Here is a 5029-nt window from a genome sequence, read left to right as displayed (position 1 = left end):
CGGTACGGGGTGCTGCCGTTGCGGCCGGAGGCCTTGCGCCGCCTCGACGAGGTCGACGCCCTCCTGGTCGACCCGCGCGTGCTCTGCGATGAGAAGTTGCAGGTGGTGACCTCGGTTCCCGGGGTGCAGCGGTCCGACCGCCGCCGGCCGATCGAGGAGCTGATCTCACCCGCGCACCACCCGCTGGCAGCGGCGGTGACGGGCGCGGCACGTGCGTCCGGGGTGAAGATGGTCTCGGTCGACTTCTCAACGGGCCCAGACATCCTGGGCGACCTGCGGCCGGCCTTCGACGACATCCGGCCCGTCGACCCCGGTGTCAACGATGGCGAACTGGATGACACGCTGGCCGACACGCTGGCGGATCTGCAACAGGCCGGCCACACCGTGGCGGTGCTGTCGTCGACCGCTGGACGAGCACTGGTCAGCGCGCACGTGGCGCTGGGAATCATGCCGGCCGGCGCTACGGCAGCCTCGCAACCACGGCCGCCCTGGGAGGCGGACCTGATCCTGGCCGACCTCTCCGGCGCCTGGCAGGTGCTGCGCGCACTGCCCGCAGCACGCGCAGCAGTCCGGCGTGGCATCACGCTGTCCGCCAGTGCATCGGCGCTGGGTGCGGTGCTGATGGTGCCCGGTGCCCGGGCGCGGCGGGGGCGCGGGCCCGGACCGGTGACCCTCGGCGCTGCCGCCGGGCTGCTATCGGGATACCTGCTGGCTCGCCGGGTAGTCCGCACACCCGCGCCGAGACCGGCACCCACTTACCATTGGCACGCCATGTCGGTCCAGCAGGTCCGAAACGTGCTCCCGCCGCCGGACACCGATACCGGCGCAACGGTTGTCCCGGCTAGCACACAATCGCCCAACGCCCTCCGGCGGTTCGTCAAGGCCGTCGGCGCGGAGCTCTCGGATCCGCTGACCCCGGTCATGGCGGTGGGTTCGGCGGCCACCGCGCTGTTAGGTTCGCCGACCGACGCGGTGATGGTCGGCACCGTCTTGACCGGCAATGCGATGCTGGCGGCCGCCCAGCAGTTGCGGGCCGAGAGCCGGCTGAACCTCCTGCTGGCCCGACAAACGCCGCCGGCCCGCAAGCTGGTAACCGGTCCGGGCGGGACACAGGTGTACCGCGAGGTCATCGCGGAACGACTGCGGCCCGGCGACGTGATCGAGGTGCGCAGCAACGAGGTGGTGCCCGCCGACGCCCGGCTGATAGCGGAGACCGATCTCGAGGTCGACGAATCCTCGCTCACCGGCGAGTCGCTGTCGGTGGGCAAGCAAGTCGAGGCGACACCGGGTGCCGACCTCGCCGACCGGCGCTGCATGCTCTACGCCGGAACCACCGTGATCGCGGGGACCGCGGTTGCGCTGGTGACCGCCGTCGGTGCCGACACCCAGACGCGCCGGGCGGCGGAGCTGGCCTGCGGCGAGTTCCCGGTCGTCGGCCTGCAACGCCAACTCAGCCGAGTCATGCACCGCGCTCTCCCGGTCAGCATCAGCGGAGGTGCGCTCGTCGGCGCGCTGTCGCTGCTGCGCCGCGGGGGCCTTCGCCAAGCACTCGGCGATGCCATCGCGATCGCCGTGGCAGCGGTCCCGGAGGGAATGCCGCTGATGGCGACGCTGGCGCAGTACGCGTCGGTGCGGCGCCTGAGCAGTTCCGGTGCGCTGGTGCGTGTCCCGCGGTCGGTGGAGGCGCTGGGGCGGCTTGACGTGGTCTGCTTCGACAAGACCGGGACGCTCAGCGAGAACCGCCTGCGGGTCACCCTGGTACACCCGGTGTCCGGTCACACGCGTGACTCGGGCGATGAGGTGCTGCGCGTCGCCGCCTGTGCCGCACCCGAACCCGAGGGCGCCGCCCACGCCCACGCCACCGACCAGGCCATCATCGAGGCGGCGGCCGAGATCGACGGCGTAAGTTCGGCACCGGCACCGGACGCCTTTCTGCCGTTCCGCTCCGGCAGGGCGTTCTCGGCGGCGGTGTCGGGTGGCGAGCTGATGATCAAGGGCGCCCCGGAAGTGGTGCTGGCCGCCTGTGCAAAGGCCGGTGCCGGGCTGGAAAACATTGTGGACGACCTGGCGGCCGGGGGGCTGCGGGTGATCGCGGTGGCCCGGCGGCGGCTGACTCCCCGACAGGCGCAGGCGATCTCGAAGGATCCGGACAGCATCGTCGAATACTGCGGCGCCGGGCTGACACTGACCGGGTTCCTCGGGCTCGCCGACACCCCGCGTACCGAAGCACCGCAGCTGCTCGCCGACCTGGCCGGCCGGGGCGTGGAGATCCGGCTGATCACCGGTGATCACCCCATCACCGCCACGGCGATCGCCGCGGAGCTGGGAGTGGCCGTGCAGCCAAGCCAGGTCATCACCGGGTCCGAGTGGAATGCGTTGTCACGCAGAGATCAGGAACGCGCGGTGCGCGAGCGGGTGGTGTTCGCCCGGATGTCGCCGGAGAACAAGGTGCAGATCGTCGCGACGCTGGAACGCGCCGGGCGGGTCTGCGCGATGGTGGGTGACGGCGCCAACGATGTGGCCGCGATCCGGGCCGCCACCGTCGGGGTCGGTGTCGTGGCGCGCGGCAGCGACTCGGCCCACACCATCGCCGATGTGGTGCTGACGGATGGCCACATCGGCTCGCTGGTAGATGCGATCGACGAGGGACGCCGACTGTGGCGTGGGGTGCAGGCGGCGGTGGCCGGCCTGCTCGGCGGCAACGCCGGTGAGGTGATCTTCGCCGTCATCGGTACGGCACTCACCGGGACCTCTCCGCTGAACACCCGCCAGTTGCTGCTGATGAACATGTTGACCGATGCGCTACCCGCCACGGCGGTCGCAGTGAGCACCCCTGCGGGCCCTGTGCAGCGCGTCGGGCAAGGCCTCGACGAACGCTTGCTCTGGCGTGCGGTGACGGCCCGCGGCGCGATCACCGCGGCCGCGGCCACCGCGGCGTGGGCGATGGCCTCGATCACCGGGCGACGGCAACGCGCCGCCACCGTGGCGTTGATCGCGTTGGTCTGTGTCGAGCTCGGTCAGACCCTGGTGGATTCGCACGCCCCGTTGGTGCTGCTGACCTCCGCCGGCTCGTTCGCGGCGTTCATGGCGATGATCAGCACCCCGGGCGTCAGTCAGCTGCTGGGCTGCACCCCTGTCGGCCCACTCGGCTGGGCGCAGGGACTCGGAGCGGCTGCTGTCGCGACCCTCGCGGTGGCCGCCGTAACTGGTCTGCCGGCGGGTCGCCGGGCCTTGGCGCCCTTGACGCCGCCTGCGGCCGGCATCGACTCGACGCCCGATGCCGGGTCGCGTGATTCGTCTGCAGCACCTCCACGACGCCGGCGCGCCACAGCACCGCGTAAAGCTCCTGCAAGGGCGGCGTCAACAAACGTGCCACGGCTGAAACTAGTGGGTCGAGCTGAGCACCTGTCGTCGACATAGTTTCACGGTGACGGCAACGCCTGGCTTCGCGGTGACTCCCGCGTTACCGTCGGGCGAACGATGTCGGAAAACCTGTCGTCCGCCTTCCTGGCGAGCACCGGCGAATACCTGTGAGTCGTGGATCGGCTCCGGGCGCCTGACCTGACACACTGATCGCACCAGGGGGCCCGCACCGCGCGCGGCAACCGAAGAGCCCCTGGCGTTTGCTCGACGACCGGAAGGCCGCTGTTGCACCTCTCGCTGCTGGAGTGGATCGTCACCGTGACCGTGACGGTCGCCGTGCTGACCTTGGACATGATCAGGATCGCCCGCCACCCGCATGAACCGACGATGGCCGAATGCGCGCTTGCGCTGGCGGGCTACGTTCTGCTCGCCGTGCTGTTCGGTGTCTCAATCTGGGTCGGCCACGGCAGCCGTTACGGTATGCAGTTTTTCGCCGGCTGGCTCACCGAGTACAGCCTGTCGGTCGACAACCTCTTCGTCTTCATCCTGATCATCGCCAGCTTCGGCGTGCCCAAGCGCGACGAGCAGGGGGTGCTGTTTGTCGGCATCCTGCTGGCGCTGGTGTTCCGCGGTGTCTTCATCACGCTCGGCGGGGTGGCCGTCCAGCATGTGTCCTGGGTCTTCTACGTGTTCGCCGTGTTCATCGTTTACGTCGGCGTCCGGATGGGTCGAGGCGCCGGGCACGGCAGCGGCGGCCACAACGCGGTGGTGCGGTTCGCCCGCAACCACCTGAACACCACCGGGGGGTGGGACGGGGTCAAGCTCTACATCAAAGCCGGCGGCAGACGGACGATGACACCGATGTTTCTGGTCGTCCTGGCGGTGGCCGGCACCGACGTGATGTTCGCGATGGACTCGATATCGGCGGTCTACGGACTGACCACTGAGCCCTATCTGGTGTTCGCCGCCAACGTGTTCGCGCTGATGGGCCTGCGGCAGCTGTACTTCCTGCTGGGAGGCATGCTGCAGCGGCTGGTGTACCTGTCTTACGGCCTGATGGCCATCCTGCTGTTCATCGCGGTGAAAATGATCCTGCAGGCGCTGCGCCAGAACGAGCTGTCACTTCTCAACGGCGGCAACCCGTTTGACGTGCCGAAGATCTCCACCGCGGTCAGCCTGACGGTCATCGCCGCGGTGCTGGTGGCCACTACCGTTGCCAGCCTGTACCGCACCCGCGTCGTCGACGCCGACAATCGGCAGCGGTGCTGACCGCAGCGCACCCAAGCTGTCTGCCCGGAAGGCCGGGCCAGCCGTCAGTGGCCGGAAGCCTTGAACCGTTCGACCGACCGCTGCACCTCGGCCTCGGCCTCGGCGCGGCCCACCCAGTCGGCGGCCTTGACGAACTTGCCCGGTTCCAGATCCTTGTAGTGCACGAAGAAGTGCTTGATGGCGTCGAGTTCGAAGGCGGCGACATCGCCGATGTCCTTGATGTGGTCCCAGCGCGAATCACCGGCCGGCACGCACAGCACCTTGTCGTCACCGCCGTGCTCGTCGGTCATCCGGAACATCCCCACCGGCCGCGCCGGCACCATCACGCCCGGAAACACCGACTGCGGCAGCAACAGCATCGCGTCGAGCGGGTCGCCGTCCTCGCCGAGGGTGTCGT

3 protein-coding genes and 1 pseudogene are annotated in these 5029 nt (G+C 69.6%); 2 read left to right on the top strand and 2 right to left on the bottom strand.

The window, feature by feature from the left end; genetic code table 11:
- Positions 1 to 228: 228 nt before the first annotated feature.
- Positions 229 to 3141: pseudogene (locus AC2VON_RS26260) on the top strand (HAD-IC family P-type ATPase); the annotation flags it as partial.
- Here AC2VON_RS26260 and AC2VON_RS26255 read toward each other — a convergent pair.
- A complete protein-coding gene (locus AC2VON_RS26255) occupies positions 3110 to 3418 on the bottom strand; it encodes an Rv1535 domain-containing protein (protein WP_486955435.1) in 309 nt (102 codons plus the stop codon). The pseudogene AC2VON_RS26260 and the gene AC2VON_RS26255 overlap by 32 nt on opposite strands.
- Positions 3419 to 3648: 230 nt before the next feature.
- Between AC2VON_RS26255 and AC2VON_RS26250 the strand changes: the two genes are divergently transcribed.
- On the top strand, positions 3649 to 4632 hold the full coding sequence (locus AC2VON_RS26250) for a TerC/Alx family metal homeostasis membrane protein (protein WP_486955434.1): 984 nt from the start codon (positions 3649 to 3651) through the stop codon (positions 4630 to 4632).
- A gap of 44 nt (positions 4633 to 4676) precedes the next feature.
- On the opposite strand, the gene AC2VON_RS26245 is transcribed toward AC2VON_RS26250, so the two are convergent.
- Positions 4677 to 5029, bottom strand: a 353-nt coding sequence (locus AC2VON_RS26245) for an inorganic diphosphatase (protein ID WP_486955433.1), incomplete at its 5' end; no start/stop codon positions are given.

Source organism: Mycobacterium sp. TH-M82 (genome assembly GCF_057473605.1).
This window is presented reverse-complemented; position numbering and strand designations above follow the sequence as displayed.

What these genes read in the sequence shown, in the direction of transcription:
- AC2VON_RS26255 (WP_486955435.1), bottom strand. Translation starts at nt 3,418, where the DNA reads ATGTCGACGACAGGTGCTCAGCTCGACCCACTAGTTTCAGCCGTGGCA.